This window comes from Streptomyces sp. Ncost-T10-10d, from assembly GCF_900091955.1.
Classification (GTDB): domain Bacteria; phylum Actinomycetota; class Actinomycetes; order Streptomycetales; family Streptomycetaceae; genus Streptomyces.
Window position 1 is genome coordinate 1 of record NZ_FMDF01000214.1, and the last position, 26,297, is coordinate 26,297.

The following is a 26,297-nucleotide window of genomic DNA, read 5'->3' on the forward strand; positions in this document are numbered from 1 at the left end:
GCCGCAGGTCAGGTCCTTCGCGGGCAGCCGGCCCGTGGTCAGGTACCGCGTGACGCCGGCGTCCGCACAGGACGGGCCGGCCACCACCACGCCGTGGCCCTCACCGCCGGCCACCGTGACCATCCGCGCGCCGTGCAGCGCCCGCCGCATGCCCTGCGCCATGGCCAGCGTCGCCTGCGGGTCCCACTGGTTCTGCACGATCAGCGCGTTGACGTCGTTGTTCACCACGGTGGCCGGCTCGCTTGCCGCCGACTTCCAGAACGCGCACGGCTGAATATTGGCCCCCAGGTCGCCGGCCAGCGGGTACGTGGCTCGGTCCCGGATCACGTCCCGGCGGTACTGCTCGGGGTTGCGCGGCCAGCTGCGGGTGTCGCCGCAGAAGACGCCCCATACGACGGCGGACTGGTTGTCCGCCGGAACGTCCGCAGTGAACGTCCCCGCGCCGGCGGACCGGACCGGGGCGGAGCCGGGGGCTGCCGATGCGGCCGACACTGCCGACGCGGTCAGCGTGGCCGGCGCGGGCGGTCCGCCCTCGGCCGCGGCCTTCAACCCGACGATCCACGGGGTGACGGTCTCGACGTGGACGAACGCGTTGTACGCGGAACGGATCGCGCCGCCGCTGAGCGTCCCGCCCTCCGTCGGGACGGGTGTGCGGTCGGCACGGGCGATGAGCTCCCAGTACGTCTTCCGGACCTCCGCCGGAGTCGGGCCCAGCCCGTACGTGGCGTTGCGTGCGGCGGCCCACTCGGTCCACCGGGTGAAGGCGAGTTCGGCCCCTGCCGACCATCCCCGGAACATCCCTCGCCACGCGAGCGTCGGATCGAGCGCGCTGTCGAGCACGAACCGGTCCGAGCGCTGGGGGAACATCTGCGTGTAGACAGCGCCCAGGTAGGTGCCGTACGAGTACCCGAAGTAGGAGATCTTCTTCTCTCCCAGTGCCGCCCGGACGACGTCCATGTCCCGTGCCGTGTTGCGGGTGGTGATGTGCGGCAGCACGTCCCCCGCCTTGGCCCAGCACTTGTCGGCCACCGTCCGGGCCCGGGCCACGTCCTTCGCAAACGTCCGTGCGGTGTAGGGGTGCTGGAAGGTCTGTTCGTCGCCCGTCAGGCCGCAGCCGATCGGCGAGCTCTGCCCGACCCCGCGCGGGTCGAAGCCGATCAGGTCGAACCGCTCTCGTACCTCCGCCGACAGCAGCGGCTCCATCTCCGCGGGCATGGTCAGCCCCGGAACGCCCGGTCCCCCGGGATTCATCAGCAGCACACCGTGCCGCTCCTTCGCGCTGCCCGCCTTGATCCGCGATATCGCGAGGTCGATCTTCCGGCCCCGGGGCGCTGTAGTCCAGCGGCACCTTGACCTTCGCGCACTTCAGGGCCGCCGGCTGGCCCGTGTCGCAGCGTTCCCAACGGAGTTTCTGCTGCGCGTACTGCTGGAGCGGATCCCCTGCCGCGAACGCCGTCACGGGGGTGAGCGCTGCCATCACGGTCGTCACCGCGCCGACCGTCAGCACGGAAATCGTTCGGGCGCCTCTTAGAGCCATGCCAGTCCTCTGTACAGAATCAGTGTCTCGGATTGCCTCCAGTCTCTGTTCGTCCCCACTCGTGCCCGTCCGACGCGGGGATGGGCTGGTGATCCAACTGACGGAGTAGGGCGACGCGCCGCCGTCCTGCTGGAGTCCCGGTCCTCGTCCTTCATCTCTCCGGGTCGGCGGCCGACCGGCCACCTGCCGGCAGTCACGCCGTGGACACCCCGGCCCGCAGCGCGGCGACGGCACGGCGGCCGCAGCGCCGAAACGCGCGGCCGAGCCCCGTGTCGTCGGCGCCCGGGCGGGAGCGGGTGAACACGGTTGCCGCGTTCCGGCCTCCGCCGGGGTGGGTGACGACGCCGACCTCGTTGCGCACCACGCCGACCGGGCTGCCGCTCTTCGCGACGCCCACACCGGCGGACGGAAGCCAACGACAAGGCGATGTCAATCGGTTGACGCCCCACCACCGCCCGCACCCACACGCAGACAGCAGGGGCCCGGTGTGATCGGCCCATGCAGCAGTTCGGCCGTGTCGCGGGCGGTGGTACGGGTGGAGCGGCGCGGGTCGAGCGCCCGACCGGTGGCCACGTTCTCGTCGGCGGCGAGCTCCGGGAGCGGCGGTGGCGGACCAGGCCGACGCGTCGGCCCACTCGGCGCGGCCTCCCTGTCTTCCGGGCTTGCCGGATCAGCGCGCGGATCCCCCGCCCCCTAGGGGTTAGGGGAGGGATACCCGGCGTCGCGCGTCCAGCAAGATCCAAGCCGCACCCGCGTCATTCCATGGACAGCACACCAGGTCTTCGGTGTGCGCGGCGCACTGCCCAGGCATCTGCGGGCGGCCGGCTCGCTGTCGGGCATCAGCTCAAGCGCATGAGGCTTCATTTATTTCTGGCCCATTTGCCGGTCGGTCTTACTACGGGGACGCCCATTCCCGACGGGTCCTGACGGGACCGAATGTGGCTGGATACCTGGATTTGACCGGCACACCTTGACTTGACCGTCATATTCATGCCGCATGCATCGCGTTCCTATAACAAACATCTCGACTGTCACCGCCGTCCCGTAGTGTGCCCGGCAGCATCCCCTTGAACGCGTTCAAGGGGAACTCCTGGGGAGGGGGACTGCAGGGATGCGCAGTGGAGCGAAGGTTGCGATAGTCGGCGGAGTGTTCGCGGTCGTGGTCGGCGGGGTGGGCTACGGGACGTACAACGTCCTGAACGACCTGAACGGCGGTGGCGGCGACGGCACGGACAGCAAGTCCACCTCCGCCGAGGTGAAGACGGGGCCGGTCACCAAGGCGGAGATCGACGACGCGTCGAAGAAGTTCCTCAAGGCCTGGGCGAGCGGTGACGCGGCCGTCGCGTCCCAGCTCACCAACAACGCGGCCGAGGCCGAAACGGCCCTGACCGGCTACCGCGAGAGCGCCCATGTCACCGACGCGGTGATCACTCCGGGCCCGGCGGTCGGCACGAAGGTGCCGTACACGGTGAAGGCGACCGTGTCGTTCGAGGGGAAGTCCAAGCCCTGGTCGTACTCCTCCGAACTGACCGTGGTGCGCGGCCTGACCACCGGCAGGCCGCTGGTCGACTGGGCCCCCGCCGTGATCCACCCGGGTCTGACCGCCGGTGCGTCGCTCAAGACGGGTGAGGCGTCGACGCCGTCGATCGAGGCCGTCGACCGCAACAACAAGGTGCTCACCAAGGAGAAGTACCCCTCCCTGGGGCCGATCCTGGACGCACTGCGCGAGAAGTACGGGGAGAAGGCCGGCGGCACCGCAGGCATCGAGACCTGGATCGAGAGCGCGGACGCGGGCGGCCCGGACAAGACTCTGCTGACGCTCACCAAGGGCAGGCCGGGCAAGCTGCAGACGACGCTGGACGCGAACGCCCAGGCGGCGGCCGAGGTGGCCGTGAAGAAGTTCAGCCAGGCCTCGGTGGTCGCGGTCCGGCCGTCCACGGGCGCGATCCGCGCGGTCGCCAACAATCCGGCGACCGGATTCAACGCGGCGATGCAGGGCAAGCAGGCGCCCGGTTCGACGATGAAGATCGTGACGGCGGCGATGCTGATCGAGAAGGGCCTCGCCTCGGCCAACCAGAAGATCGAGTGCCCGCCGACCGCGACGTACTACAGCCGCACCTTCAAGAACCTGGACGGCTTCTCCATTCCCGACGGCACTCTGACGACCAGCTTCGCCCGGTCCTGCAACACCGCCTTCATCAAGCTGATCGACGACACGAAGGACGACGCGGCGCTCGCCAAGGAGGCCCGCGACGTCTTCGGGATCGGCCTGGACTGGCAGACCGGCGTCGTGTCCTTCGACGGCAGCGTGCCCGAGGAGACCGGAGGCGAGGCGGCCGCCCAGTACATCGGACAGGGCACGGTCCAGATGAACGCCCTCAACATGGCGTCCATCACCGCCACCGCGAAGAACGGCACCTTCCGCCAGCCGATCCTCGTCGACCGGGACCTCGACGGCCGGCAGCTCGCCACCGCCTCCCGTTCGCTGTCCCCGTCCGTCTCCCAGCAGCTCACCAACATGATGCGCCAGACCGCGAGTTGGGGCACCGGAAGGGCCGCGATGGCCTCGGTCGGGGGCGACAAGGGCGCCAAGACGGGCTCGGCGGAGGTGGACGGCCAGGCCACCTCCAACAGCTGGTTCACCGGCTTCAGCAACGACCTGGCCGCAGCAGCGGTCGTCCAGTCCGGCGGCCACGGCGGGGACGCGGCGGGACCGGTGGTGGCGGCGGTGCTGCGCGCGGGGTCGTGACGCGTCCCGCGTACGGAACTCCGTCGCGTGCCCAGCGCGGTGTTCGCTAGCGTGCGGGGCATGAGCACTTCCGATGCCACCGCTGCCGCAGAAGCCCACCCCCGATTCGCCGAGGCCCTGCGGGAACTGGGCCTCGACGTCGAGGTCCGTCGGTTCCCGGAGGCCACCCGCACCGCCGCCGAGGCCGCTGCCGCGATCGGCTGCGGGCTCAGCGAGATCGTCAAGTCGCTGATCTTCGAGGCCGACGGGGTCCCCGTGCTGGTCCTGATGGACGGCTCCTCCCGCGTCGATGTGGAGCGGGTACGCGCGGAGCTTGGCGCCGGGAAGGTCAAGCGGGCCGGGGCCGATCTGGTCCGGGAGACGACCGGGTACGCGATCGGTGGCGTGCCGCCCTTCGGGCACCGTACGAAGACCCGGGTGCTGGCCGACCGCGGTCTGCTGGACCACGATGTCGTGTGGGCGGCGGCGGGCACCCCGCACACCGTCTTCCCCCTCGACCCCAAGTCGCTGATCGGGCACGCCGGCGGAACCGTGGTGGATGTGCGCGAGCAGTCGAAGTGACACCGCTGGTCGCCTTCGCGGTCCTGGTCGCAGCGGTCACGCATGCCAGTTGGAACGCGATCACGCACGCGATCAAGGACCAGCTCCTCTCCTTCACCCTGATCTCCGGCGGCGGGCTGCTGATCGGCGCGGCGGGCGCCCTCCTCGTGCCGTTCCCGGCGGGCGCGGCCTGGCCGTACCTGCTGGTCTCGGCCGCGCTCCATGTGGCGTACATGCTGCTGCTGATGCGTTCGTTCACCCTGGGCGACTTCGGGCAGATGTACCCGATCGCCCGGGGTACGGCGCCGCTGGTGGTGACGGTCCTCGCCGCGGTCTTCGTCGGTGAACGCCCCAATGCCTGGGCCACAGCGGGCGTCGCGGTGGCCTCGGCAGGGCTGGTCGGGCTGGCCCTCTGGGGCATCCGGGGCTCCGGCAGGCGCCCGGACTGGCCGGCCCTGCTGGCCGCCCTCGCGACCGGTCTGGCCATCGCCGGGTACACCACGGTGGACGGCGTCGGAGTACGCGCCTCCGGCAGCTCGCTCGGCTACATCGCCTGGCTGATGATCCTGGAGGGGCTGGCAATCCCCGCCTACGCGCTGTACCGGCGCCGGGGCGAACTCGTCGGACAGCTGAAGCCGTACGCCGCCCGCGGGCTGCTTGGCGCGGCCCTGTCGGTGACGGCGTACGGCCTCGTCCTGTGGGCCCAGACACGCGCGGCACTGGCCCCGATCGCGGCGCTGCGCGAGTCGTCGATCATCGTCGGCGCAGCCATAGGGGCGGTGTTCTTCAAGGAGCGGTTCGGCGCGCCGCGCATCGCGGCCGCGGGGCTGATGGTGGTCGGCATCGGGCTGATGCTGCACCCGAGTTGAGGGGAAGGGGCGGCGTACCCCGGCCAACGGCTAGTCCTGGCGGGGTGGGCGGTGTGCCCGGGCCCGCCGCCCACCTCTTCGCGGGAACGTGACACCCCCCGATGTGTCCGCCCACCGGCTGGGGAGCCGGCGTGGACGGCGCTCCGGCGGTATGTACGCGGGCTCCTTCACTCTCCCGAAACCGCCTGCCGGAAGCCCGAGTTCACCGCGGTCAGCCCGCCGTCCACGCGCAGCGTCGTCCCCGTGATCCAGGCCGCTTCGCGCGAGGCGAGGAAGGCGACGGCGGACGCGATGTCCTCCGGCTCGCCGACCCGGCCGAGCGGGTAGAGGCCGCTCACCCGGGACAGTTCGGCGTCACGACCCGACCAGGCGTCCGTGCGGATCGTGCCGGGCGCGACCATGTTGACGCGTACGCCGCGCGGTCCCGCGTGGCCCGCGAGAGTACGGGTCAGGCTGCCCAGGCCCGCCTTGGCAGCGCTGTAGGCGTGATTGCCGAAGTCCTGTTCGCCGTTGACCGAGCCGATGTTGACGATCGCGCCCCGGCCGGAGGCCACCAGGTGCGGGAGGGCGGCACGGGCACAGCGGTACGGGCCGGTGAGCGTGATGTCCAGGTCGCGCTGCCAGACCTCGTCGGGCTCGTCCTCGAAGAGCGGGACGTCGCGGGTGCAGGAGTACGCGTTGTTCACCAGCACGTCGAGGGAGCCGAAGGCGGCCACGGCGTGGGCCACCGCGGCCTCGACCGCGGCCCGGTCGCCCACGTCGCAGGGCAGCGACTCGGCCGTCGCGCCCGTCTCGCGTATCTCCGCGGCGGTGCGTCCCGCGCGGTCGCCGTCCAGGTCGGTGACCAGGACGCGCGCGCCCTCCGAGGCCAGCCGGCGGGCCGTGGCAGCGCCGATGCCCTGGCCTGCTCCGGTGATGAGAACGCCGTATCCGTCGAACCGTGAACCCGCAGGGTGAGGAGGAGTCATAGCGCCGACCGTACTGCCCTGACCAGGGCCTGGGCACGGGGATCGGCGGTGACTCCCTTCTGCAGACCGTTCGTCACATAACCCAGGGCGATGCCGGATTCGGGATCGGCGAAGCCGAGCGAGCCGCCCCGGCCGGGGTGGCCGAACGAGCCGGGGGCCAGCAGCGGGGCCGCCGGGCCGTGCAGCATGTAGCCGAGGCCGAAGCGGGTGCTGACGACCAGGACCCGGTCCGGGCCCGCCGACTCCTCGGTGCGGGCGAGGGTGAGCGTGGCCGGGGCGAACAGCCGGTGGCCGTCGACCGGGCCGATCATCGCGGCGTAGCAGCGGGCCAGCGCGCGGGCGGTGGCGATGCCGTTGGAGGCGGGGAGTTCGGCCACCCGGTAGGCGGGGTCGTTCTCGTCGGGGAGGGGGTCGATGGCCCCGAAGGCGCGGCGGGTGAGGGACTCCGGGTCGCGGTACGCCTCGACGACTGATCGCTTGGGGCGCATCCTCAGGGCGCCGCCGTTGCCCGCGTCGGCCGGGGGTTCGACGGGCCCGATCCGGCCCACCCGGTGCGCCTCGTCCGCCGGGAGGCCGAACCAGAAGTCCAGGCCGAGCGGGCGGGCGATCTCCTCGGCGACCCAGCGGCCGACGGTGCGGCCGGTGACCCGGCGCACCAGTTCGCCTATGAGCCAGCTGTAGGTCTGGGCGTGGTAGCCGTGGTCGGTGCCGGGTTCCCACTGCGGGTGCTGGGCCGCGACGGCCTGTGGCCCGGAGATCCCGTCGGCCGCCTCGGAGGGGGTCAGCGGGCAGTCGAGGGCGGGTATGCCGGCCCGGTGGGCGAGGAGGTGGCGGACGAGCACGCGTTCCTTGCCGGCCGCCTTGAACTCCGGCCAGTACGTGCCGACCGGGGCGTCGAGGTCGACCTGGCCGCGCTGGTGCAGCATCAGCGGTACAGCGGCGGCGATGCCCTTGCCCGCCGAGCGGACGATCTGCACGGTGTCGACGGCCCACGGTTCGGCTCCGTCGACGTCTCTCGTACCGGCCCACAGATCGACGACCTTGCGCCCGTCCCGGTAGACCGCGACGGCCGCACCGCGCTCGCCGCGCTGCTCGAAGTTACGGACGAAAGCATCCCGGACCGGTTCGAATCCGGCCGCCACCGTGCCCCGTACGTCCACACCTGCTCCTGTGCTCCCGCTCATCCCCCCATGGTGCATCCCGCCGCAGGTCGAACACGGGGCGGGTCACCCCATGTTCACAGTTACGGAACGCGGGTCGAAACCGAAGGGCAGCTCCAGACGGTGGGTGCGCATCAGCTCCTCGTCGCAGAGCAGATCCTGAGTACGGTCGTCGGCGGCGATGACGCCCTCGCTCAGGACGACCGCGCGCGGGCAGAGCTCCAGGGCGTACGGCAGGTCGTGCGTGACCATGAGCACAGTGACGTCCAGGGACCTCAGGATGTCGGCGAGCTCGCGCCGTGAGGCCGGGTCCAGGTTGGAGGACGGCTCGTCCAGCACCAGGATCTCCGGCCGCATGGCGAGGACGGTCGCGACGGCGACGCGGCGGCGCTGGCCGAAGGAAAGGTGGTGCGGCGGCCGGTCCGCGTACTCCTCCATGCCGACCTGCCGCAGGGCTTCGGTGACGCGTTCCTCCAGGTCGGCGCCGCGCAGCCCGGAGGCGGCGGGGCCGAAGGCGACGTCCTCCCGGACGGTGGGCATGAAGAGCTGGTCGTCGGGGTCCTGGAAGACGATGCCGACACGACGGCGGATCTCGGCGAGGTTGCGCTTCTCGACCGGGAGACCGGCGACCCGGACGGTGCCCGCACCGGCGTCGAGGATGCCGTTGAGGTGGAGGACGAGGGTGGTCTTGCCGGCTCCGTTCGGGCCGAGCAGGGCGACGCGTTCGCCTCGGGCGACCGTCAGGTCCACCCCGAAGAGCGCCTGGTGGCCGTCGGGGTAGGCGTAGGCGAGGCCACTGACTTCCAGGGACGGCGCGGGGGTGGTGGGCATGCTCATACGGTCCATCCCAGCAGACAGATCACGAGGGCGAGTACGGGGAGTGCCGAGGCGTACGCCCACTGGGTCCTGGAGGCCGTCACCTCGTCGATGACCGGCATGGAACCGGCGTAGCCGCGGCTGACCATCGCGAGGTGGACGCGTTCGCCACGCTCGTACGACCGGATGAAGAGCGCGCCCGCCGATTTGGCCAGGACACCCCACTGCCGTACCCCGCGGGCCTCGAAGCCGCGGGAGCGGCGGGCGATCGACATCCGGCGCATCTCGTCGGTGATCACATCGCCGTACCGGATCATGAAGGAGGCGATCTGGACGAGCAGCGGCGGCAGCTTGAGCCGCTGGAGGCCGAGCAGCAGCGAGCGCAGTTCGGTGGTGGAGGCGAGGAGCACGGACGCGGCGACGCCGAGGGTGCCCTTGGCGAGGACGTTCCAGGCGCCCCAGAGGCCGGGGACACTGACGGAGAGGCCGAGGACATGGGTCTGTTCGCCGGGCACCACGAACGGCATGAGCAGCGCGAACGCGACGAACGGCACCTCGATGAGCAACCGCTTGAGCAGGAAGCCTGCGGGGATGCGGGCCAGGGCGGTGACGGCGCCGATCAGTGCCGCGTACAGCGCGAACGCCCACATCGCCTCGCGCGGCGTCGAGACGACGACCACGACGAAGCAGAAGGCGGCGGCGAGCTTGCAGTGCGGCGGCAGGTCATGGACGGGCGAGTGCCCGTGCCGGTAGAGCCGGTGTGCGTGTCCGGCGCCCATGTCAGACGGTTTCCTCGGTGCGTGCGGTGCCGGCGGGCGCGTCCGGCGTGCGACGGCGGCGGACGACGTAGAAGACTCCGCTGCCGACCAGGATCGTGGCACCGACACCGATCACTCCGGCGAGGCCGCCCGAGATCCGGGCGTCGGAGACGTCCTTGACGCCGTAGTCGGCGAGCGGGGAGTCCTTGGCGGCGTGCTCCTCGGTCTTCTTGTCGATGCCCTGGTCGGCGGCGACCTTCTCCAGGCCGTCGGGGCTGGCGGAGGCGTAGAAGGAGACGAAGCCAGCCAGGACGAGGGCGGTGACCAGGCCGATGGCCCGGATTCCCCGGGTGGAGCGGGCGGCGACGGGGGCGACGGACTGCCGGGCGGGGGCGTCGACGAGTTCGCCGTCGACCCGGAGCTTGAGCGGGGTGGTGAGTCCTCGGGCGCCGTGGACCAGATCGGGCCGTACGGCGACGACGGCGCCGACGGTCAGTGCGGTGATCACGGCTTCGCCGATACCGATCAGTACGTGGACCCCGACCATGGCGGTGAAGACCTTGCCGATCGGTATGTCGGTGGTGCCGCCGATCCAGTAGATCAGCGTGAAGACGCAGGCCGCGGCCGGTACGGAGACCAGGGCGGCGACGAAGGACGCGGCCGTCACGGAGCGACGGGTGCGCGGCAGCACGCCGAGCAGCCCGCGGAAGAGGGCGTACGCGACGACGGTGGTCGTGATGCCCATGTCGAGCACGTTCACGCCGAGCGCGGTGAGGCCGCCGTCGGCGAAGAGGATGCCCTGCATGAGCAGGACGACGGAGATACAGAGCACCCCTGTGTAGGGCCCGACCAGGATCGCGGCGAGCGCACCGCCCAGCAGATGCCCGCTGGTGCCCGCCGCGACCGGAAAGTTCAGCATCTGTACGGCGAAGATGAACGCGGCGACCAGGCCGGCGAGCGGCGCGGTGCGTTCGTCGAGTTCACGGCGGGCGCCCCGCAGGCTGACAGCGACGGCACCGGCGGCGACGACTCCTGCGACGGCGGAGACGGGTGCGTTGATGAATCCGTCGGGTACATGCATGGGGAGGCTCCGCTTCCTGCGTTACTGCCTGGCTGCGCGGGGTCATGAACCTCGCAATGATAGACCCTTGTTGCGAACCGTTCGCAAGAGCGCATACATAACAGCTGTGCGACCTCGGTCACCCCGGCACCCTCGCCACGCCAACCGGCTAAAATATGGGGCACCAGTGGGCAAAATGGACGAACAGGAGGAGCCGGCCATGTCCCTCGTGATCGAAGAGCACACCGAAGCCCGGCTCATCACCGAGGCCACCGACACCTTCGCAGTCCCCGTCGACCTGCGGTACGACGCCACCTCCGACCCGCGAACCGTCCATGTCACCTTCCCCGGCGGCACCGACTGGGCCTTCGGCCGTGACCTGCTGGAGGGCGGGATGCGCTCCCCCGCCGGGCGCGGCCCCATCCGGATATGGCCCTGCGGCCGGGCGCAGCTGGTCGTGGAGAAGCACTCGGCAGACGGCGTCGAGGTGGTGCAGTTCGACAATGCGTCGATGAACCGCTTCCTGCACCGCATCCACGACGAGAACACGCCCGAGGCCGCGCGGACGGCGACCACCCGGGCATGACGGCATGAATGAGCCCCCGTGCCGCTCGCACGGGGGCTCATCGTCGCCCCGGCCCCCCGTCCCCACAGGTAACCGGCGCAGTCCGGGGCCGCGCTCCGCTCGGACGCGGCCCCGGGGCTCGTGAGGAATCAGACCCGGGCCAGCTCGCGCTCACCCTGGGCGTCACCGCGGCCTTCGCCGTCGGACGGCGTCTCGCCGAGCTCCTTGCGCAGCCCCTCGCCCTCCACGTCCACGTTCGGCAGGAGACGGTCCAGCCAGCGCGGCAGCCACCAGGCACGCTTGCCGAGCAGGGCGAGGACCGCGGGCACGATCGCCATCCGGACGACGAACGCGTCGAAGAAGACGGCGATGGCCAACGAGAAGCCGATCATCTTGATCATCTGCTCGCTGGAGCCGATGAAGCCGGCGAAGACCGCCATCATGATCACGGCCGCGGCCGTGACGACCCGGGCACCGTGCTTGAAGCCGGTGACGATCGCCTGACCGGGCTTCTCGCCGTGGACGTACGCCTCCCGCATCCGGGTCACGAGGAAGACCTCGTAGTCCATGGCGAGGCCGAAGACCACACCCACCATGAAGATCGGCATCATGGACATGATCGGACCGGTCTGTTCCACGCCGAAGAGCGAGCCGAGCCAGCCCCACTGGAAGACCGCGACGACCGCGCCCAGGGCCGCGACGACCGAGAGCAGGAAGCCGAGGGCCGCCTTCAGCGGCACCAGCACCGACCGGAAGACCAGCATCAGCAGCAGGAAGGCCAGGCCGACGACGAGCGCCAGGTACGGCAGCAGCGCGTCGTTCATCTTCTGCGAGAAGTCGATGTTCATCGCCGTGGAGCCGGTGACCAGGACCTCGGCGCCCGTGTCGGACCTGATGTCCTTGCCCGTGTCACGGATCGCGTGGACCACGTTCTCGGTCTCGGTGGAGCTCGGCCGGTCCTTCGGGACGACGGTGATCATCGCGGTGTCGCCGGCCTTGTTGAACTGGGCCGGGGTGACGGCGACGACGCCCGGGATGCCGGAGATCTCGTCGGAGACCTGCTTGGCGGCGGTCTTGCCGTCGGAGCTGTTCGCGGTGTCGACGACGACCATCAGCGGCCCGTTGAAGCCGGGGCCGAAGCCGTCGGAGAGCAGGTCGTAGGCGCGCCGCTGGGTGGTGCTGGTGGGCTGGGAGCCGTCGTCGGGCAGGCCCATCTCCAGGGACGCGGCCGGTACGGCGATCGCACCGAGGCCGATGACTCCGACCAGCAGCACCCACACCGGCCTGCGCAGCACGAACCGCGCCCAGCGGGTGCCCATGTTCGGCTTCGCCTCGGGCCGGTTCTCGGCCTCGGCGGCCTTGCGCGCCTTGCGTCCCATGACCCGCTTGCCCGCGAAGCCCATCATGGCCGGGACCAGGGTGAGCGCGATGAGGACGGCGATCGCGACCGTACCGGCCGCGGCGAAGCCCATCTTCGACAGCATCGGGATGTTGACGACGGCGAGGCCGACCAGGGCGATGACGACAGTGAGACCCGCGAAGACGACCGCGGAACCGGCCGTGCCGACCGCCCGTCCGGCCGCTTCCTCACGCTCCCGGCCATCGGCCAGCTCGGCGCGGTAACGGGAGACGATGAACAGCGCGTAGTCGATGCCGACCGCGAGGCCGATCATCATCGCGAGGGTGGAGGTGGTGGAGCCCAGGTCGAGTACGTTCGCCAGTGCCGTGATCGTCGAGACACCGATGCCGACCCCGATCAGGGCGGTGAGCAGTGGCAGCCCGGCGGCGATCAGCGAGCCGAAGGTGATGACCAGCACCACCGCCGCGATCGCCACACCGATGATCTCGGTGGCCCCGGTCTCCGGCATCGCCTGGAGCGCGTCACCGCCGATCTCCACGGTCATCCCGCTCTTCTGCGCCGTGTGGCCCGCGTCCTCCAGTGCGCTGCGCGTCCCGTCGGTCAGCTCCATCGAGTTGACCTTGTAGGACACGGAGACGTACGCCGTGGAGCCGTCCTTGCTGACGGCATTGCCGGTGTACGGGTCGGTGACCGAGGCGATCTGGTCCGAGCCGGACTTCAGGTCGCCGGCGATCTTTTTCACCTCGGCCTTGTTCGCCGGGTCCGTCATCTTCTGGCCGTCGGGGGCCTTGAAGACGACGCGCGCGGTCGCGCCGTCGGCGCTCCCGCCGGGGAAGCGCTGTTCCAGCAGGTCGAAGGCCTTCTGCGCCTCCGTACCCGGGATCGAGAAGGAGCTGGAGGTGGCGGTGGACGCGGAGGCCGCGCCGAATCCGGCGAGTGCCAGCAGTGCCACCCAGATCAGGGCGACATAGCGGCGGCGCCGGAAGGCGAGCCGTCCGAGCTTGTAGAGGAATGTGGCCACGGAGGCGTACTCCCGGTCAGGTCGTATGAGTGGAAAAGGGCGTGAGGAACCAGCCCGACGACGAGAGCGGCGTGTCAGGTGGGGCTTGGGGAGGGGGCCGTGCGAAGGGGACGGGAGGGGTCGGACTCCGGAGCAGGCTGGAGATTCTGCGCGAGCCCGGCCAGGATCTTCAGTCGACCCCGAGGGCGGGGAGGATCACGGAGTCGACGTAGTCGGTGAGGAACGCCTGGTCGACGGGGCGGTCCTCGACCAGCTGCCGAGCGGTGAAGGCACCGATCAGCATGTGCGATACATATTTCAGCGCCGGATGGTCCGGACGCAGTTCACCCCGGTCCACGGCTCGGCGCAGCAGTGTGTTGAGGCCGGTCATCTCCGGCTCGATCAGCAGCTCGCGCAGGGCCTGGAGCAGATCGGGGTTGTCGTGGACGGCATGGCTCAGACCCCGCATCAACGCGGAGTTCTTCTCCATCTGGCAGTCGTCGGTACGGCTCAGTGCGGCATGGAAGTCACCGCGCAGCGAACCGGTGTCGATCTCCGCGAGGGACACCGGCTTGTTGTGCCGCAGGGCCGTGACGACCAGCTCGGGCTTGCTCCCCCACTGACGGTAGAGGGTGGCCTTGCTGGAACGGGTGCGGGCGGCGATGGCGTCCATGGTCAGGGCGTCGTAGCCGACCTCGCGCAGCAGGTCGAGCACGGCGGCGTACAGCTCGCCCTCGCGCTCGGGCGTGAGCCGGGTGCGTGCCATGTGTCGACCTCCTGTTCGCGCTTCCGTTCGCGACTCCCGTAAGCAGTCAATCGAACGAAACGGTTTCGTACACTTCGACGTTACTCCGCCGACCCAGCGAAACGAAATCGTTTCGCTTGTGTTCCGCACCACAAGTTGCCGGGGCCCTCCCGCGCGGAAAGCATTGGAGGGTGAGTGACGATGTCGCGTATCTCCGTTTCCCGCACCTCCACGAGGATCTGCTCTGCTTCGCGGCCGAGGACGACCTCTGGGTCGCTCCCCTCGCCGCCGAGGGGCAGCGGCCCGGCCGCGCGTGGCGGCTGACCGTCGACCGGACCCGGGTCAGCCACCCACGGTTCTCTCCGGACGGAAGCCGCATCGCCTTCACGACCTGGCGCAGCCTCGACCCCGAGATCCATCTCGCACCGGTCGAGGGCGGCCCGGCCCGCCGGCTCACCTATTGGGGGTCGACGGACGCCCGGGTCTGCGGCTGGACACCCGACCCTCCGGACGCCTCACAGATCCTCGCCGTGTCCTCGCACAACCAGCCGTTCTCGCACGTCTCCTGGGCCTACACGGTCCCCACGGACGGCAGCCCCGGCGGCAAACTCCCCTGGGGACCGGTCTCCGACATCGCCGTCGCCGACATCGACGGTGAGCGGCGCACCCTGCTGCTGACCGGCAAACCTCCGCACGAACCGGCCTCCTGGAAGCGGTACCGGGGCGGTGCCATGGGACGGCTGTGGCTGCACGGCGAGCGGCTGCTCCCGGACATCGGCGGGCATCTCGACTCGCCCATGTTCGTCGGCGGCCGGATCGCGTTCCTCTCCGACCACGAGGGCGTCGGCAATCTGTACTCCTGCCTGCCCGACGGCAGCGATCTGCGCCGCCACACGGACCACGACGCCTTCTACGCCCGGCACGCCTCCAGCGACGGCAGCCGGATCGTGTACCAGTGCGCGGGCGATGTGTGGCTGGTGGACGACCTGGAGTCGCCGGACGCGGTGTCGCGGAAGCTGGAGGTACGGCTCGGCGGGCCGCGTGCCGGACGGCGTACGTACCAGGTGTCGGCCGCCAGCAATGTCGACTCGCTGTCCGTGGACGAGACGGGCCGGGCCAGCGCCGTCTCCGTGCGCGGCAGCCTGTACTGGCTCACCCACCGCGACGGACCGGCCCGGACGATCGCCGACACCCCGGGGGTCCGGGTCCGGCTGCCCGAGATGCTCGGCAGCGGCGGCCAGGTCGCCTACGTCACGGACGCGGACGGCGAGGACGCGATCGAGATCGCCTACCTGCCGCGCGCCAGCGGCGACCGCGAGCCGCGCCGACTGGCCTCCGGACGGATCGGCAGGGTCCATGAGCTGATCTCCGACCCGGACGGCGAACGGCTGGCGATCGCCACGAACGACGGGCGGCTGCTGCTCCTGGACACGGACGAGGAGTCCACCGGTGAACCCACCGAACTGATCCGGTCCGTCAACGGACCGGTCCGGGACATGGCGTTCTCACCGGACGGCGCCTGGCTGACCTGGTCGCACCCCGGGATCGGCCGTTCGCTGCGACAGATCAAGCTGGCGCGCATCCTGGGGTCCGGCGCCCCGGTGATCGTCGATGTCACCAACGGCCGCTTCGAGGACGAGAATCCCGTCTTCACGGGCGACGGACGCTACCTCGCCTTCCTCTCCTGGCGCGGCTTCGACCCGGTGTACGACGTCCACACCGGGGATCTCTCCTTCCCGCTGGGCTGCCGCCCGTACCTGGTGCCGCTCTCCTCGGCCACGCCCTCACCGTTCGCCCTGTCCCCGGAGGGACGTCCGGCGGCGGGCGGTCTCGACCCGGCCGACGATGTCGTCGTCGAGGCCGGTACGGGCGAGGGGCCGTCCACGGTCACGGTCGAGTTCGAGGGTCTGGAGAGCCGGGTGACACCGTTCCCGGTCTCCGCGTCGAAGTACTCGGCCCTTCGTCCGGTCAGCGGTGGCGGGCTCGTCTGGCTGCGCTGGCCGATCTCGGGCGCGCTCGGCGAGACATTCGCCAACCCGGCGGACATGTCGGGTCGCCCCACGCTCGAACACTTCAACATCTCCAAGGCCAGGAAGACCGAACTCGTCGGCCATCTGGACTGGTTCGCGGTCAGCGGCGACGCGACGCGGCTGGTCGTCATGGACGAGGGTGAGCTGCGCGCGGTCCCCGCCACCGAGACGGGCGACAGCGACTCGACGGTCTACATCGATCTGCGCCGCATCCTGCACGAGGTCGACCCGGGGGCGGAGTGGCGACAGGCGTACGGGGAGGGCGGCCGCATCATCCGCGCGTACTTCTGGGAACCGGACATGTGCGGCATCGACTGGGACGGCGTACTCGACCAGTACCGCCCGCTGGTCGAACGGGTCGCCTCCCCCGACGAGTTCGCCGATCTGATGCGCGAGGTCCTGGGTGAACTGGGCACCTCGCACGCGTATGTGGCACCGGCCCGCCGCAACGAGGGCCCGCCGCACTACCAGCGGGCGATCGGGCTGCTCGGCGCGAACCTGGTGTGCCGGGACGGCGACTGGACGATCCGGCGCATCCTGCCGGGCGATTCCTCCGACTCCAAGGCCCGTTCCCCGCTGGCCGGTACGGGCATCCGGGAGGGCGCGGTCCTCACCCATGTCGACGGCCGCCCGGTCGACCCGGTGACGGGCCCGTATCCCCTGCTCGCCGCGGCGGGCGGCACCACGGTCGAACTGACCTTCCGGCCGTCCGGGGGCGAGGGCCACTCCCGCCGGGTCGCGATCGTCCCGCTGGTCGACGAACGGCCCCTGCGCTACCAGGACTGGGTGGCCAAACGCCGCGAGGTCGTAAGGGAGTTGAGCGGCGGCAAGTGCGGGTATCTGCACATCCCCGACATGGGCGGCTCGGGCTGGGCCCAGTTCAACCGGGACCTGCGCGGGGAGGTCTCCCGCCCGGCCCTGATCGTCGACGTACGCGGCAACGCCGGCGGCCACATCAGCGAGTTGGTGGTCGAGAAGCTCACCCGCACGATCCTCGGCTGGGACCTGACGCGCAACGCCCAGCCGGTCAGTTACGCCTCCAACGCCCCCCGGGGCCCGGTGGTCGCCCTGGCCGACGAGGCGACGTCCTCCGACGGCGACATGATCACCGCCGTGTTCCGCCTGCTGAAACTGGGCCCGGTGGTGGGCCAGCGGACGTGGGGCGGCGTGGTCGGCATGACCGGCCGCCACCGGTTGGGCGACGGCACGGTGATCACGGTGCCGATGAACGCGGCCTGGTTCGACGCGTACGGCTGGTCGGTCGAGAACTACGGCGTCGAACCGGACCTGGAGGCCCTGCGCACCCCGCTCGACTGGGCCGAGGGCCGGTACGCGGTGCTGGACGACGGGGTACGGGTGGCGCTGGACCTCCTGGCCGCACACCCGGCGGCGACCCCTCCGACGTACGACGACGTCCCGGACCGACGGCGTCCGCCGCTGCCCCCGCGTTGATCCCCTGTCCCCCTGTCCCTGTTCCCGTTCCCGTTCCCGCGCGAGTGAACCCTGCGGTGAGCACCCTTCGCCGGTCCGCCCCTCGGCCTTGCGGGGCCGAGGGGCGGGCCACCGCAGGGCCGTGATCCGCTGCGTGAGGAGCATCACAACAACGTGCCCGGCGAACTGTTGTACGAGCCTCCGGAGTGCGGCAAAACTTCCTGGCACGGGCGCTCGCCGGGCCGATGTCTCCACGCCCGCTTCCCCTCAATCCCCAGCAGGAGTGGCGGCGTTGGGTTCGTACGGCCGCTCAGGCGACGAGCAAATGAAGATCGGAGTGTTCACCCTTGAACGGGACTGAGCGGTTCGCCACCGTGCTGACCGAGGCTGCGGAGGTGGACGCACGGCTGTCGGACCCGGCGTTCCTCGTACGGGGGGCTCCGGAAGACGTCCACGCGCTCCTGGACCAGGCGGTGAGCCCCGCGGCGCGGCTGGCCGCGGCGGTGTACCGGCTGTCGGACCAGGACCCCCGCCGTGACGCGCGCCCCCACGGACGACGCGACCTGCTCGCGCTGGCCGCGGCACGGTTCGGTGACCGGGATCTGTCCCGACGGATCTCCGACGTGCCGGTCGAGGGAGGTCCCGACGTCCGTTGGGTGGTGGACTGGGCCACCGGTTCCAGCGGCCAACTGCACCGGGCCGACCGGCCGCTGCACACGCTGTCCGGCCACACCGGCAAGGTGGCGGCGGTGGCCGCGACGGTACTGGGAGGCCGGGCCGTCGCCGTCACCGGGAGCACCGACAGGACCGTACGGATCTGGGACCTCGCCACCCGTCGGCAGGTCGGCGCACCACTCACCGGACACACGTCCGGCATCACCGCTGTGGCCACCTGCCTCGTGGACGGCCGCGCCGTTGCCGTGACCGGCGGCCAGGACAAGACGGTTCAGGTGTGGGACCTGGCTGACGGCCGTCGCATCGGTGAGCCCCTCACCGGGCACAGCGGCGCAGTGTGCGCCGTGGTCACCGCGATGGTGGACGGCCGCCCGGTAGCCGTGAGCGGCGACCGGGACGGCGTGGTGCGGGTCTGGGACGTTGCCGCGCTTGCGCCGCTGGGGGAACCCCTCACCGGATCCCAGAGGGCCGTGACCGGTGTCGCCACCGCGGTGGTGGAGGGCCGGACCGTCGCCGTCACCACGGGCTGGGACGAGAAGGAGCGGGCCGTACAGGTGTGGGACCTGGCCACCCGACGGCCGGTCGGTCCGCTGGACACGGGCGAGGACCGGGAGGCGCGTGCGGTGGCGACCGCCGTGGTGGAGGGCCGTCCGGTCGCCCTCGCCGCGGGCTCCGACGGGAAACTGCGCTGGTGGGATCTCGCCTCGCGGGAGCCGATGAAGAAGGCCCGCAGGGGGCCACAGCAGCAGAGCGTCACCGTGATCGCCACCGTACTGGTCGAGGGCCGGACGGCCGCCGTCACGGCCGGCTGGCTCGACGAGTGCGACCCCTGCCCCACCCTGGAGGTGTGGGACCCCGCAACCGGGGAGGTACTGGATGATCTGGGCCACGGTGCGAATTCCGCGATCCTTGCCGTGGTCACCGCGGAGGTGGACGGCCGTCCGGTCGCCCTCGCCGCCTTCGAGGACAAGACGGTCGAGGTGGTGGGGCTGGGCCCCGGCGACCTGCCGGGTTCACCCGTCGCGGGCCACGGCCGACCGGTGAGGGCAGCGGCGACGGCGGTGGCCGAGGGGCGTCCGATGGCCTTCACGGCCGGCGACGACGGTGCGGTACGGGCATGGGATCTGGGCACAGGCTCAGTCGTGAGCACCGGCCGCCTCCTGACCGAGCACACCCGGCCGATGAAGGCACTGGCGACTGCGGAGCTGGACGGGCGCACCGTCGCCCTCGCGGCCTGCGACACACAGGTCCACCTGTGGGACACCGCCACCGGTCGCCAGGTGGGCGCTCTCCAGGGTCACACCCGGCCGGTCACGGCGGTGGCCGTCACTGCGGTGGCGGAGCGGCCCGTCGCCGTGACCTGCGGATGGGACAAAACCGTTCGCCTGTGGGACCTGACGACGCTGCGACCGCTCGGCGAACCTCTCACCGGGCACACCGGCTGGGTGTGGGCGGTGGCGACCACGGTGGTGGACGACCGTCCCCTCGCCGTCACCGTCGGCAACGACGAGACGGTGCGGATCTGGGACCTGGCCGCCGGGGAGCCCGTCGGCGAGCCGCTGGCCGGAGGCGACTGGGGCCTGTCCGTGGCGGCGGCCGTGATCGGGGACCGTCCGGTGGCGGTCACCGGCTGCCACGACGGCACGGTGCGGATGTGGGACCTCGCCGCGCGACGGCTCGACGCCCTGCTCACCGGACACACCGGACCGGTCAGGGCCGTGGCTGTCACCACGCTGGAGGGACGTCCGGCCGCCGTCACCGGCGGCGACGACGGCACGGTCCGGTTCTGGGACCTGACGGCCGGCCGGCAGATGGGCCCGGAGCTGCTGTTCCCCTCGGAAGTACGCGCCGTGGCGGTGACACCGAGCGGCCGGCTGGTGGTGGGCTTCGACCAGGAGGTCGTGGCCCTGGCACGCCGCTGATCGAGGCACATCGCGCCCGCGGACGGGGGTCCGGCCCCTCTACGCGGGCGGCCCCGCTCCCCCGGCACCGACGGCAACCGGATCGCCCACCGCCCGCTCCCACCCGGTGGGCGCCGGCAGCTCGCACCACACCGTCTTGCCGCGCGCCTTGATCCACCCCCCACCGCAGCGACAACGCGTCCACGAGCACCAGCCCCCGCCCCGACTCGTCACCGCCCGCCGCGCTCCGCATCGCCGGCCAGGCACACGGCTCGGGATCGCTCAGCTCGACGCGGACACGACCGGTGCATGTGCCGCTGACCCGGAGCGTGACCGGCGTTCCCTCGCCGAGATGCACGATCACATTGGTCAGCAACTCACTGACGCAGAGCAGCAGATCGGGCGAATCCGCGCCCCCGCACCGCTCCCGCAGGGTGTGTCGCACCTCCGGTACGGCCTTCGGCACCGCGAGCAGGTCCACCGCGATCGGCAGCGGGCTCATCCGCCGGCCGCCGTACGCAGCACCTCGGCCAGCCGACGCGCGGTGGCCGCATTGCAGTTGCCGAGCGCGACCAGCGGCGGCCGGGGCGCCCACCAGGCGAGCGTCAACGGGTCGACGCCCAGCGACGGCAGGGTGATGCCGTGTGCCGTGAGCGCGGCGCGGAGCGCGTCGACGGCCGAGCCGATGTCGTAGTCGGGGGTGTCCTGTGTCTCGTCCATGAGGGGCCATCCACCTTTCGTTGCACACTGTGACGAACCACTCACACGCTGCCGCACGGGGCTCTACCTTGAAAAGGTTTCCCACTCCACAACGCACAGCGCGAAAGGTGGTCAAAAGTGGCTACGCGCAAGGAGATCGACGGCTCGGCGGGTGTCCCGCAGTTCTACGGCAAGGAACTCCGCTTCAAACGGGAGGAGGCGGGCCTGACCCTGGAGAAACTGGTGGACGGCAGTTTCTACGGCATCACGTACCTGAGCGAGATCGAGCACGGCCATCGCCGGATGCCGGTGGATCTGGCACAGCATGTGGACCGGATGCTGGGGACGGACGGGTTCTTCCAACGGCGGTGCGAGGACGTGAGGAAGGCCAAACAGGGCGCTCACTCTTCGTACTTCGCTGCGGTCGTAGAGGCGGAGACGCGAGCCCGGACCATCAGCGAGTGGTCCGGCACGCTAATCCCCGGGCTGCTCCAGACCAGGTCGTACGCTGCTGCTGTCATTCACTCCGCGCATTCCCTGGATACGCCGGAAGAGGTCGAGGCCAAGATCGTCGCCCGGCTGCACCGGGCCCGACTCTTCCACAACCCCAAAAAGCCCGAGTACTGGGTGATCATGCACGAGTCCCTGGTGCACCACTCCATCGTCCCGCCTGTGGAGATGGCCGAGCAGCTGGACCATATCGCCGCCCTGGTACGGCGGAACCGCGTCGTTGCACAGATCCTTCCGTGGAACGGCCCGACCCGCGCCCTCTCGGAACTGCCCCTCTTCCTCATGGATTTCGACAACGAACCGCCGTTGCTCTACACCGAGGGCCCCTACCACGGTCAGACCATCGACGATCCGTCCATCGTGGTGCGTTACCGCAAGGCATACGATCGGCTGAGGGCCGCCGCCTCGCCGCCAGAGGCGTCCCTCGCCCTGATCGAGAAGGCGGCTGAGGAGTACCGGCATGGCCAGCATCGACCTTGACCTCAGCATCGCCACCTGGCGCAAGAGCAGCTACAGCAACGGCGACGGCGGCAACTGCCTCGAAGTCGCAGAGGGGTTCGCCACCTGGCGTAAGAGCAGCCACAGCAACGGCAGTGGCGGCGACTGCCTCGAAGTCGCGGACGGCCACCCCGGCATCGTCCCCGTCCGCGACTCCAAGCGCCCCGAAGGACCGGCACTCGTCATCGCCGCGTCCGCCTGGACGCCGTTCGTCGAGGCCGTCAAGGCATCCTGACCCGCCGCCGCATCCGGAACGGCAAGGAGCACGGCTCTCACGATGGTCGGCTCCGCCGGAGTTCGACTTCGACGAGGTCGACAAACGCGAGCGGCACGCGATCGAATGCGGCATCGATCGACTCAAGCACCACAAGGCTGTGGCCACGTGCCATGACAAGCTCGCGGTCCACTACGAAGCGACCGCACTGGTCGCAGCCATCAACAAGTGGCTGTGGCCGCCGCCTTCGCAGGCTGTGCGAGAGGGCGTCAGCGGTGGCCCAGCACGTTGACCACCCGGCCGTTGGGATCGCGGACGAAAAAGCGCCGCACGCCCCACTCCTCGTCCTGCAAGGCATGGACGATCTCCGCACCGCTGTCCCGCATGACCGCATAGGCCGCGTCCACGTCGTCCACTTCGATACTCATGTCGGGAGCGACCGGGGCAGTCTTGTCGTGGGTCATGAAACTGACCTGCGCCGCAGGACCGGACGGGGAGGCGAGCGTCATGATCCAGCCGTGGTTCATGACCTCCTCGAAGCCCAGTAGGCCATAGAACTCCCGGTTCTCGTGCGCAGCTTCTGACTGGATGTTGGGCACGACACGGCGAACGGCCATCGACGACTCCAGGTGAGAACAGAACGGTCTCCGAGACCCTCCACTATGCACCCGGCCCGCACGTGACCTCTGATCGCTCCCGCTGGGTCCAGCCTGCTCGAAAACCCCGAAGCCCGTGGTCAGCCAAGGGCTGACCACGGGCGGAGATCGAACGACGAGTTCACCGTCCACGGAGCACGGGGGCTCCGACGCGCATCAGTGCTGCTGCGCCTTGCGGCGACGGATCACCAGGAAACCACCGGCCGCGACGAGCGCGGCAGCCGCTGCGGACAGCAGGCCGACAGGCGCGCCGTTACCGGTCTCAGCGAGGTCACCGCCACCGTGTGCGGACGGTGCGGACGAGGGGGTGGAGGCCGAAGCCGAGGGCGTCGCTGTCGCGTCCTCGGGGGTGGACGAACCGGGTGTCCCGCTCGGCTGCGCCGGGGTGGACGGGCTGACGGATCCCGGCTCGGTGGCGGACTCCGACGGCGTGGACTCGCCGGGCTTTTCGCCACCCGGCTTCTCACCGCCCGGGTTCTCACCGCCCGGGTTCTCACCGCCCGGGTTCCCGCCGCCCGGGTTCCCGCCGCCCGGGTTCCCGCCGCCCGGGTTCTCGCCGCCGCAGTCGACCCAGAAGACCTTGTGCTTGGCCTTGCCGTGCTCACCGTCGAAGTTCCAGAACAGCTTGTAGTGGCCGTCGGGCAGGGACTGGTCCTCCGAACGAAGGTGTCCCTTGCCGTCGAGCGTCAGCGAACCGGATTTCACGATCTCGCCCTTGACCTGGGCGGTCGGGGGCCAGGCTGCGATGCGCCAGTCCACTTTCTGGCCGGCGTCGAAACCGAAGGCGTCGAGATAGAAGGTGCACACGTGAGGCTCGTTCTTACGAAGCTCCTCGCCGGTCGCGGCATCGTGGATCTTCACGGTGCCGTTGTCGCCGGGAGCGGTGGCGTACGCCGAAGGTGCAAGCAGCAGGGCCGCGGTGACGGCGGCCGTGAGCGTGCCTGCGGAAGCAACTGTGCGCATGGGCAATCCAACGGTTGAATGAAAGGTTTACCGCGTGGGGGGACTGGCCGTGGGGGAGATCGCTCAGCCTCCTGCGACGACGCACGCCCCGTCAATGCTCCTCTGACCACATGTGCCGCAGTACGTATCACTTGCCCCATTAGTCCCGCATAACGATTGGGAACAACACTCCGACCAAGACAGGCGTACCGTTCGGCGGCACCGCCGGGACGCCGGCCTGATGTGTCACCGTGGGCGGCCGGTCCGCCGCTGTCAGAGGTCGTTCCTACACTTCGGCCCATGGGACTTTCGATATCGGTCGGACTCCTCTACGACCAGGCTCGCAATGACGCCGAGGGTCTCGACCACCACCGCCGTTCCTTCGCCCGCCTCGGCCAGGCGCTCACGGCGGAGGGAATCAGCTGGCACGAGCCGGAGATCACCGATCCGCCTCGTGCCCATACCTTCTCCAGCGGCTTCCCTTACGGGTACCTGACCCACCTGCGCCGCATCCTGGTACTCGCGAACCTCGGCGAACCCGTCACACCGGCCCTGGCGGTCAGCAAGCGCCAGTACGACCACGACTGCGAGAAGATCCGGGACGAGACGTCGATGCTCGCTTCCCATCTCCTCTGTCACGCCGACAATGCCGGCTACTACGTGCCGGTCGACTTCGACGATCCGCTCTTCCTCCCCGACGAGGCGAAAGTCGAGGGCGCTGGAATGGTCGGCTCCAGTCGGCGCCTGCTGGCTGAACTCTCGGGCATCGCGGCGTCGATAGGCATCGACCTCGACGACAAGGGCGTTCCCTCCGATCCGGAGGGAACCGGACCGGCCGCGGGTCCGGCAATCGACGGACCCTTCGAGACGGAGCGTTTCGCCTGGTACGAGCTCTACCAGGCGTGTCTGGCGAGCATCACCGGCGGCCACGCCATCGTGTTCCACTGACGTCTCGTCAGTGTCGCTCCAGGTCGATCAGCCCGATACGCGCCCTGGGTTGCGGGCCGTGGTGCTGTGCGCCGGGTGAGACGGTCGGTCCGACCGGGGCACCGGCCAGGACCGTCTCACCCGGCGCGCCAGGAGCCCGGCGCGCCGGGCCGGGGCTACCGGGTCGGCTTGTTCCGAGGGAAGGAGACCGTCACTTGACGTCGACGTAGTCGCCGGCCGCGGTCGCGCCGCCGGTCGTGTTCGTCTCACCGAAGGTCCAGCGCCAGTAGCCGTCGACGGAGGCGGTGACCGTGGTCTTCAGGGCACCGGTCGAGCTCGCCTTCACGATCTTGACCGTGTTGTACGTGCTGGTGCCGGCCTTGCGGAACTGGAGCTTGGCCGCCTTGCCGCCGAAGCCGGTGTACGTGTGCTTCACCCAGTCCGCGCGGGTGATCTTGCCGGTGACGGTGAGTTTGCCGCCCTTGGCGACAGGTTCGGGCGAGGCGTCGACGGTGACCTTCGCCGCACGCTTGACTTGCACGGTGGCGGAGAGAGGCAGATACTCCTCGCTCTTGAGCCCGCCTTTCGCGTTCCAGATGCGTACCCAGATGGCGCTCTTCCAGGTCGTGGCGTCGTTGTTCGAATCGAGGGTGTAGCGCGGGTCGATGTACAGCTCGCCCTCGCAGTCGGCGGCCACGGAGCCGTCCTCACAGGCGGTGAGCACCGTGTAGATGGCCCCGCGCTCCGAGGCCTTGGCGGGGGTGGTGTCGTGGTACAGGAGCACGGAGGTGTTCACGTCGGACTGCTTGAGGCCGGACGGCCACGACACGTGGTACGTGAATGTGGGCCTGACCTCTGCAGACGTGCCCACGATGATGGACTTGCCCTTGTTCAGGACCAGGTTCGACACCTTGACGCCGGTGTCCGCCGCCTGCGCGGACGGCGCGGTGAATGCTCCCAGGGCGAGCGTTCCCGCGACCATGACCGCGAAGCCGGATCTGCCTGCGCGCATGCGCAACCTCTTGTTGGTGAGGGACTGGTATGAGTCCGGTAAGCGAAGAATGGATCGCCGCAGGCTAACAGCCCCCGAAAAGGCTCTGGTTCGAGAGGGTCGGGCTCGAACCACCGGCCCGACAGCCTCGTGACAGGCGAAGCCGAGACGGATGACCTTCTCGGGATCAAGCCCCTGCAGGGCGCCAATCGCAACGACCCTGCGTCCGGCGACGCCGCGAAGCGGACTTCACTCACGCCGCGGCCCTGCAGCGGGTTCGCGCACCCGGCCGGGAGCCGGCCTCCGCCCGTCGGCGGTCCGCGGAAGCCCTGATCCGCGCCACGCGAAAGGGGCGCGCCCGGAGACCCGGGCACGCCCCTCACAGACAACGCGCAGAGTCGCGAAACGCGTCAGCGGTCGAACTTCTCGCGGGCGTCGCGCGTCGTCGACTGGGCCTTGTTACGGCCCTGCTGCGACGTCTTCGAGGCCCGCCCGGACGCGCCCTGCGCCCGCTCCCGACCCTGGTTCCGAGCCTCGCCGCGGCCCTCGTGGCCCTCGCGGCCCTCGCCCTGGTTGCGCTTCGCCTGGTCGGCGAGCTCCTGCGCCTTGTCCTTGAACTGGTCTGCGATACCCATGCTGTTCACTCCTAGTGGGTGCGTGGGGATGGCCTGTAACGGCCTCGACCAGAGTTACACG

General features: G+C 70.4%; 23 protein-coding genes and 1 pseudogene. 9 read left to right on the forward strand and 15 right to left on the reverse strand.

Features of this window, described 5'->3' with window-relative positions; all coding sequences use genetic code 11:
* Both GA0115254_RS36820 and GA0115254_RS36825 read right to left on the reverse strand, forming a co-directional pair.
* The coding region (locus GA0115254_RS36820) for an alpha/beta hydrolase (protein ID WP_370741006.1) at window positions 1-1,251 on the reverse strand (1,251 nt) is incomplete at its 3' end.
* A gap of 479 nt (window positions 1,252-1,730) precedes the next feature.
* A complete protein-coding gene (locus GA0115254_RS36825; protein WP_093899608.1) occupies window positions 1,731-1,934 on the reverse strand; it encodes a hypothetical protein in 204 nt (67 codons plus the stop codon).
* A gap of 714 nt (window positions 1,935-2,648) precedes the next feature.
* Here GA0115254_RS36825 and GA0115254_RS36830 point away from each other — a divergent pair.
* Genes GA0115254_RS36830 through GA0115254_RS36840 form a run of 3 tightly spaced genes read left to right on the forward strand, consistent with a single transcriptional unit; the run spans window position 2,649 to window position 5,695 of the window.
* Complete coding sequence (locus GA0115254_RS36830; protein WP_093899609.1) at window positions 2,649-4,286, forward strand: penicillin-binding transpeptidase domain-containing protein; 1,638 nt, start codon at window positions 2,649-2,651, stop codon at window positions 4,284-4,286.
* Between the two features lie 60 nt (window positions 4,287-4,346).
* Window positions 4,347-4,847 carry a YbaK/EbsC family protein gene (locus GA0115254_RS36835; protein WP_093899647.1) on the forward strand — a complete coding sequence of 167 codons (501 nt, stop codon included), beginning with the start codon at window positions 4,347-4,349 and terminating at the stop codon, window positions 4,845-4,847.
* Complete coding sequence (locus tag GA0115254_RS36840; RefSeq protein WP_093899610.1) at window positions 4,844-5,695, forward strand: DMT family transporter; 852 nt, start codon at window positions 4,844-4,846, stop codon at window positions 5,693-5,695. The genes GA0115254_RS36835 and GA0115254_RS36840 overlap by 4 nt, the downstream gene beginning before the upstream one ends.
* 167 nt (window positions 5,696-5,862) lie before the next feature.
* Here GA0115254_RS36840 and GA0115254_RS36845 read toward each other — a convergent pair whose 3' ends face one another.
* From GA0115254_RS36845 to GA0115254_RS36865, 5 genes are all read right to left on the reverse strand, one after another.
* Complete coding sequence (locus GA0115254_RS36845; RefSeq protein WP_093899611.1) at window positions 5,863-6,663, reverse strand: SDR family NAD(P)-dependent oxidoreductase; 801 nt, start codon at window positions 6,661-6,663, stop codon at window positions 5,863-5,865.
* Window positions 6,660-7,823: a serine hydrolase domain-containing protein gene (locus GA0115254_RS36850; protein WP_093899612.1), complete on the reverse strand. Its 1,164-nt coding sequence runs from the start codon at window positions 7,821-7,823 to the stop codon at window positions 6,660-6,662. The genes GA0115254_RS36845 and GA0115254_RS36850 overlap by 4 nt, the downstream gene beginning before the upstream one ends.
* A 66-nt stretch (window positions 7,824-7,889) precedes the next feature.
* The gene (locus tag GA0115254_RS36855; RefSeq protein ID WP_093899613.1) at window positions 7,890-8,654 is read right to left on the reverse strand and encodes an energy-coupling factor ABC transporter ATP-binding protein; all 765 of its coding nucleotides are present in this window, start codon (window positions 8,652-8,654) and stop codon (window positions 7,890-7,892) included.
* Between the two features lie 2 nt (window positions 8,655-8,656).
* Entirely contained in the window at window positions 8,657-9,418 is a 762-nt protein-coding gene (gene cbiQ, locus GA0115254_RS36860; RefSeq protein WP_093899614.1) for a cobalt ECF transporter T component CbiQ, read from the reverse strand.
* Window position 9,419: 1 nt separating this feature from the next.
* Window positions 9,420-10,478: an energy-coupling factor ABC transporter permease gene (locus GA0115254_RS36865; protein WP_093899615.1), complete on the reverse strand. Its 1,059-nt coding sequence runs from the start codon at window positions 10,476-10,478 to the stop codon at window positions 9,420-9,422.
* A 199-nt stretch (window positions 10,479-10,677) separates the two neighbouring features.
* Between GA0115254_RS36865 and GA0115254_RS36870 the strand changes: the two genes are divergently transcribed.
* A complete protein-coding gene (locus tag GA0115254_RS36870) occupies window positions 10,678-11,043 on the forward strand; it encodes an SsgA family sporulation/cell division regulator (protein ID WP_093899616.1) in 366 nt (121 codons plus the stop codon).
* Window positions 11,044-11,171: 128 nt separating this feature from the next.
* Here GA0115254_RS36870 and GA0115254_RS36875 read toward each other — a convergent pair whose 3' ends face one another.
* Window positions 11,172-13,403, reverse strand: a complete 2,232-nt coding sequence (locus GA0115254_RS36875; RefSeq protein WP_093899617.1) for an MMPL family transporter — start codon at window positions 13,401-13,403, stop codon at window positions 11,172-11,174.
* Window positions 13,404-13,572: 169 nt separating this feature from the next.
* Complete coding sequence (locus GA0115254_RS36880; protein ID WP_093899618.1) at window positions 13,573-14,148, reverse strand: TetR/AcrR family transcriptional regulator; 576 nt, start codon at window positions 14,146-14,148, stop codon at window positions 13,573-13,575.
* Between the two features lie 170 nt (window positions 14,149-14,318).
* Here GA0115254_RS36880 and GA0115254_RS36885 point away from each other — a divergent pair, with 170 nt between their 5' ends.
* Both GA0115254_RS36885 and GA0115254_RS36890 read left to right on the forward strand, forming a co-directional pair.
* The gene (locus GA0115254_RS36885; RefSeq protein WP_093899619.1) at window positions 14,319-17,609 is read left to right on the forward strand and encodes a S41 family peptidase; all 3,291 of its coding nucleotides are present in this window, start codon (window positions 14,319-14,321) and stop codon (window positions 17,607-17,609) included.
* A gap of 326 nt (window positions 17,610-17,935) precedes the next feature.
* Window positions 17,936-20,185, forward strand: coding sequence for a WD40 repeat domain-containing protein (locus GA0115254_RS36890; protein ID WP_093899620.1), 2,250 nt, complete (start codon window positions 17,936-17,938; stop codon window positions 20,183-20,185).
* Window positions 20,186-20,408: 223 nt separating this feature from the next.
* Here GA0115254_RS36890 and GA0115254_RS48025 read toward each other — a convergent pair.
* Both GA0115254_RS48025 and GA0115254_RS36900 read right to left on the reverse strand, forming a co-directional pair.
* Window positions 20,409-20,666 (reverse strand): annotated as a pseudogene (locus GA0115254_RS48025) (ATP-binding protein); the annotation flags it as partial.
* Window positions 20,663-20,884: a hypothetical protein gene (locus tag GA0115254_RS36900; RefSeq protein WP_093899621.1), complete on the reverse strand. Its 222-nt coding sequence runs from the start codon at window positions 20,882-20,884 to the stop codon at window positions 20,663-20,665. The gene GA0115254_RS36900 and the pseudogene GA0115254_RS48025, both read right to left, overlap by 4 nt.
* 117 nt (window positions 20,885-21,001) lie before the next feature.
* Between GA0115254_RS36900 and GA0115254_RS36905 the strand changes: the two genes are divergently transcribed.
* Window positions 21,002-21,853 (forward strand): helix-turn-helix domain-containing protein, encoded by an 852-nt coding sequence (locus GA0115254_RS36905; RefSeq protein WP_093899622.1) that lies wholly within the window; start codon window positions 21,002-21,004, stop codon window positions 21,851-21,853.
* Window positions 21,834-22,106, forward strand: a complete 273-nt coding sequence (locus GA0115254_RS36910; RefSeq protein ID WP_093899623.1) for a DUF397 domain-containing protein — start codon at window positions 21,834-21,836, stop codon at window positions 22,104-22,106. Before GA0115254_RS36905 ends, GA0115254_RS36910 begins: the two co-directional genes overlap by 20 nt.
* Before the next feature lie 248 nt (window positions 22,107-22,354).
* Here the strand turns inward: GA0115254_RS36910 and GA0115254_RS36920 are convergent, their stop codons facing one another.
* Together GA0115254_RS36920 and GA0115254_RS36925 are read right to left on the reverse strand one after the other, a co-directional pair.
* Window positions 22,355-22,702 (reverse strand): VOC family protein, encoded by a 348-nt coding sequence (locus tag GA0115254_RS36920; protein ID WP_093899624.1) that lies wholly within the window; start codon window positions 22,700-22,702, stop codon window positions 22,355-22,357.
* Window positions 22,703-22,897: 195 nt separating this feature from the next.
* Entirely contained in the window at window positions 22,898-23,704 is an 807-nt protein-coding gene (locus GA0115254_RS36925; protein ID WP_093899625.1) for an LPXTG cell wall anchor domain-containing protein, read from the reverse strand.
* Window positions 23,705-23,983: 279 nt separating this feature from the next.
* Here GA0115254_RS36925 and GA0115254_RS36930 point away from each other — a divergent pair, with 279 nt between their 5' ends.
* Entirely contained in the window at window positions 23,984-24,631 is a 648-nt protein-coding gene (locus GA0115254_RS36930; protein ID WP_093899626.1) for a hypothetical protein, read from the forward strand.
* A 190-nt stretch (window positions 24,632-24,821) separates the two neighbouring features.
* Here GA0115254_RS36930 and GA0115254_RS36935 read toward each other — a convergent pair whose 3' ends face one another.
* Both GA0115254_RS36935 and GA0115254_RS36940 read right to left on the reverse strand, forming a co-directional pair.
* Window positions 24,822-25,622, reverse strand: coding sequence for a hypothetical protein (locus tag GA0115254_RS36935; RefSeq protein ID WP_176740444.1), 801 nt, complete (start codon window positions 25,620-25,622; stop codon window positions 24,822-24,824).
* A 389-nt stretch (window positions 25,623-26,011) separates the two neighbouring features.
* The gene (locus tag GA0115254_RS36940; RefSeq protein ID WP_093899627.1) at window positions 26,012-26,236 is read right to left on the reverse strand and encodes a hypothetical protein; all 225 of its coding nucleotides are present in this window, start codon (window positions 26,234-26,236) and stop codon (window positions 26,012-26,014) included.
* Window positions 26,237-26,297: the final 61 nt, after the last annotated feature.

What these genes read in the sequence shown, in the direction of transcription:
- GA0115254_RS36940 (WP_093899627.1), bottom strand. Translation starts at nt 26,236, where the DNA reads ATGGGTATCGCAGACCAGTTCAAGGACAAGGCGCAGGAGCTCGCCGAC.
- GA0115254_RS36865 (WP_093899615.1), bottom strand. Translation starts at nt 10,478, where the DNA reads ATGCATGTACCCGACGGATTCATCAACGCACCCGTCTCCGCCGTCGCA.
- GA0115254_RS36845 (WP_093899611.1), bottom strand. Translation starts at nt 6,663, where the DNA reads ATGACTCCTCCTCACCCTGCGGGTTCACGGTTCGACGGATACGGCGTT.
- cbiQ (WP_093899614.1), bottom strand. Translation starts at nt 9,418, where the DNA reads ATGGGCGCCGGACACGCACACCGGCTCTACCGGCACGGGCACTCGCCC.
- GA0115254_RS36830 (WP_093899609.1), top strand. Translation starts at nt 2,649, where the DNA reads ATGCGCAGTGGAGCGAAGGTTGCGATAGTCGGCGGAGTGTTCGCGGTC.
- GA0115254_RS36855 (WP_093899613.1), bottom strand. Translation starts at nt 8,654, where the DNA reads ATGCCCACCACCCCCGCGCCGTCCCTGGAAGTCAGTGGCCTCGCCTAC.
- GA0115254_RS36925 (WP_093899625.1), bottom strand. Translation starts at nt 23,704, where the DNA reads ATGCGCACAGTTGCTTCCGCAGGCACGCTCACGGCCGCCGTCACCGCG.
- GA0115254_RS36870 (WP_093899616.1), top strand. Translation starts at nt 10,678, where the DNA reads ATGTCCCTCGTGATCGAAGAGCACACCGAAGCCCGGCTCATCACCGAG.
- GA0115254_RS36880 (WP_093899618.1), bottom strand. Translation starts at nt 14,148, where the DNA reads ATGGCACGCACCCGGCTCACGCCCGAGCGCGAGGGCGAGCTGTACGCC.
- GA0115254_RS36920 (WP_093899624.1), bottom strand. Translation starts at nt 22,702, where the DNA reads ATGGCCGTTCGCCGTGTCGTGCCCAACATCCAGTCAGAAGCTGCGCAC.
- GA0115254_RS36930 (WP_093899626.1), top strand. Translation starts at nt 23,984, where the DNA reads ATGGGACTTTCGATATCGGTCGGACTCCTCTACGACCAGGCTCGCAAT.
- GA0115254_RS36910 (WP_093899623.1), top strand. Translation starts at nt 21,834, where the DNA reads ATGGCCAGCATCGACCTTGACCTCAGCATCGCCACCTGGCGCAAGAGC.
- GA0115254_RS36935 (WP_176740444.1), bottom strand. Translation starts at nt 25,622, where the DNA reads ATGCGCGCAGGCAGATCCGGCTTCGCGGTCATGGTCGCGGGAACGCTC.
- GA0115254_RS36900 (WP_093899621.1), bottom strand. Translation starts at nt 20,884, where the DNA reads ATGGACGAGACACAGGACACCCCCGACTACGACATCGGCTCGGCCGTC.
- GA0115254_RS36835 (WP_093899647.1), top strand. Translation starts at nt 4,347, where the DNA reads ATGAGCACTTCCGATGCCACCGCTGCCGCAGAAGCCCACCCCCGATTC.